General features: G+C 61.5%; 1 protein-coding gene. It reads right to left on the bottom strand.

What is annotated here, in order from left to right; translation table 11 throughout:
* Positions 1–162: 162 nt before the first annotated feature.
* Positions 163–2,668, bottom strand: a 2,506-nt coding sequence (secA, locus tag AC1DUU_RS28810) for a preprotein translocase subunit SecA (RefSeq protein WP_476786747.1), incomplete at its 5' end; no start/stop codon positions are given.

Genomic DNA, 2,668 nt, shown 5'->3' with positions numbered 1-2,668 from the left:
GGCCATGCACGCCGAAGCGAATTTCAACCCGCAGGAGTTGATCGCACGGCTCGGCATCAAGGCCGATAGCGCCAACTACAGGCACATCTAGAGCCAAAAAGGCTCCAGAAACAGCAACGGCGACCTGTCGGGTCGCCGCTGATTTTTCAAGCCTTCCTGCGATCAGGCAAATGTGCCGTGGCAGTGCTTGTATTTCTTGCCCGAGCCGCAAGGGCAGGCTTCGTTGCGCGAAACCTTGCCCCAGGTCGAGGGATTGTTGGGGTCGCGGTCTTCGGCAGCAACAACGCGTGCATCCTCCAGCACGGCAACCGAACCTTCGCCGAAATCGTCCTCGCCGGTCGTGCCGTCGATATGATGACCGAACATTTCAGGCGCTTCCGGTGGCGGAGCATCGGCGGCCTGGCGCACCAGTTCGACGCGCATCAGCTGCGCGGTGACTGCCTGGCGCAGATTGCCAAGCATCGCCTGGAACAGTTCGAAGGCCTCGCCCTTGTATTCGTTGAGCGGATCGCGCTGGGCGTAACCACGGAAACCCACGACCGAGCGCAAATGGTCGAGATTGACCAGATGCTCGCGCCACAGATGGTCGATCGTCTGCAGCACGACCGAGCGTTCGACATAGGTCATGACGTCGGGACCGAAGCGCTCGGCGCGGTCGGCTGCTGCCTTGTTGACCTCTGTGGTGATGCGCTCGCGGATATCTTCGTCGGCGATGCCCTCTTCCTTGGCCCATTCTTCGATCGGCAGGTCGAGGTTGAGATACTGGATCACGCCTTCCTTGAGGCCGGTGACATCCCACTGCTCGGCATAGGCCGTCTCGGGAATGTGCTTGGTGACGAGATCGTCGATCACGTCCTGGCGCATTTCGCCGACGATCTCGGTCAGGCTTGTCGCGTCCATCAGCTCGAGGCGCTGCTCGAACACCACCTTGCGCTGGTCGTTCTGGACGTCGTCGTATTTGAGCAGGTTCTTGCGGATGTCGAAGTTGCGCGCCTCGACCTTCTTCTGGGCCTTCTCCAACGCCTTGTTGATCCAGGGGTGGATGATGGCCTCGTCGTCCTTGAGGCCGAGCTTCTGCAGCATTCCGTCCATGCGTTCGGAGCCGAAGATGCGCATCAAATCGTCCTGCAGCGACAGGAAGAATTTCGACCGGCCCGGATCGCCCTGGCGACCGGAGCGGCCACGCAGCTGGTTGTCGATGCGACGGCTTTCATGGCGTTCGGTGGCAAGCACGTAGAGGCCGCCGGCGGCCAGCGCCTTTTCCTTGAGGCGGGCCACATCCTCGCGGATCGCCTTTTCCTTGGCGTCGCGCTCGGGRCCGGCAGGCATGTCGGCCAGTTCCTCGGTAATGCGCATGTCGGCGTTGCCGCCGAGCTGGATGTCGGTGCCGCGGCCGGCCATGTTCGTGGCGATGGTGATGGCACCCGGCTTGCCGRCCTGGGCGACGATCGACGCTTCGCGTTCGTGGTGGCGGGCGTTCAGGACTTCAAAATTCTTGAAGCCATCCTTGCGCAGCCGCTCGGCGAGCTGCTCGGACTTCTCGATCGAGGTCGTGCCGACCAGGGTCGGCTGACCCTTGGTGTTGGCTTCCTTGATCTCGCGGACGATCGCCTTGTATTTCTCCTCGACCGTCCGATAGACCTCGTCGTCCTCGTCGAGGCGCCTGACGGGCACGTTGGTGGGAACTTCGGTGACGTCGAGATTGTAGATGTTGCCGAACTCTTCCGCTTCCGTCAGCGCCGTGCCGGTCATGCCGGCGAGCTTTTCGTACATGCGGAAGTAATTCTGGAAGGTGACCGACGCCAGCGTCTGGTTTTCCGGCTGGATCGCCACGTGTTCCTTGGCTTCGAGTGCCTGGTGCAGGCCTTCGGAGAAACGGCGACCCGGCATCATGCGGCCGGTGAACTCGTCGATGATGACGATTTCGTTGTCCTTGACGATGTAGTCCTTGTCCTTCTGGAACAGGCGGTGCGCCTTGAGCGCGTTGTTGACGTGGTGAACCAGGGCGACGTTTTCGATGTCGTAGAGCGACTCACCCTTGAGCAGCCCTGCATCGCGCAGCATGTTCTCCATCTTCTCGGTGCCTTCTTCGGTGAAGATGGCGGTCTTCTGCTTCTCGTCGACTTCGTAGTCGGTCGGAATCAGGTTGAGAAGGAAGGCGTCGACGGTGTTGTACATTTCCGAACGGTCTTCGAGCGGACCGGAAATGATCAGCGGCGTGCGGGCTTCGTCAACCAGGATCGAGTCGACTTCGTCGACGATCGCAAAGAAGTGACCGCGCTGCACCATCTGGGCGCGCTCATACTTCATGTTGTCGCGCAGATAGTCGAAGCCGAGTTCGTTGTTGGTGGCGTAGGTGATGTCGCAGGCATAGGCCGCGCGGCGCTCTTCGTCGGACAGGCCGTGGACGACGATGCCGACCGACAGGCCGAGGAACTTGTAGAGCCGGCCCATCCATTCGGCGTCGCGGCTGGCGAGGTAGTCGTTGACGGTAACGACGTGCACGCCCTTGCCGGTCAAGGCATTGAGATAGACGGGCAAGGTAGCGACCAGCGTCTTGCCTTCACCGGTACGCATCTCGGCGATGCCGCGACCGTGCAGCACCATGCCGCCGATCATCTGGACGTCGAAGGGACGCATGCCAAGCGCGCGTTTGGCACCTTCGCGC

Source organism: Aminobacter sp. P4_H6_2 (assembly GCF_056400805.1).
This window is presented reverse-complemented; position numbering and strand designations above follow the sequence as displayed.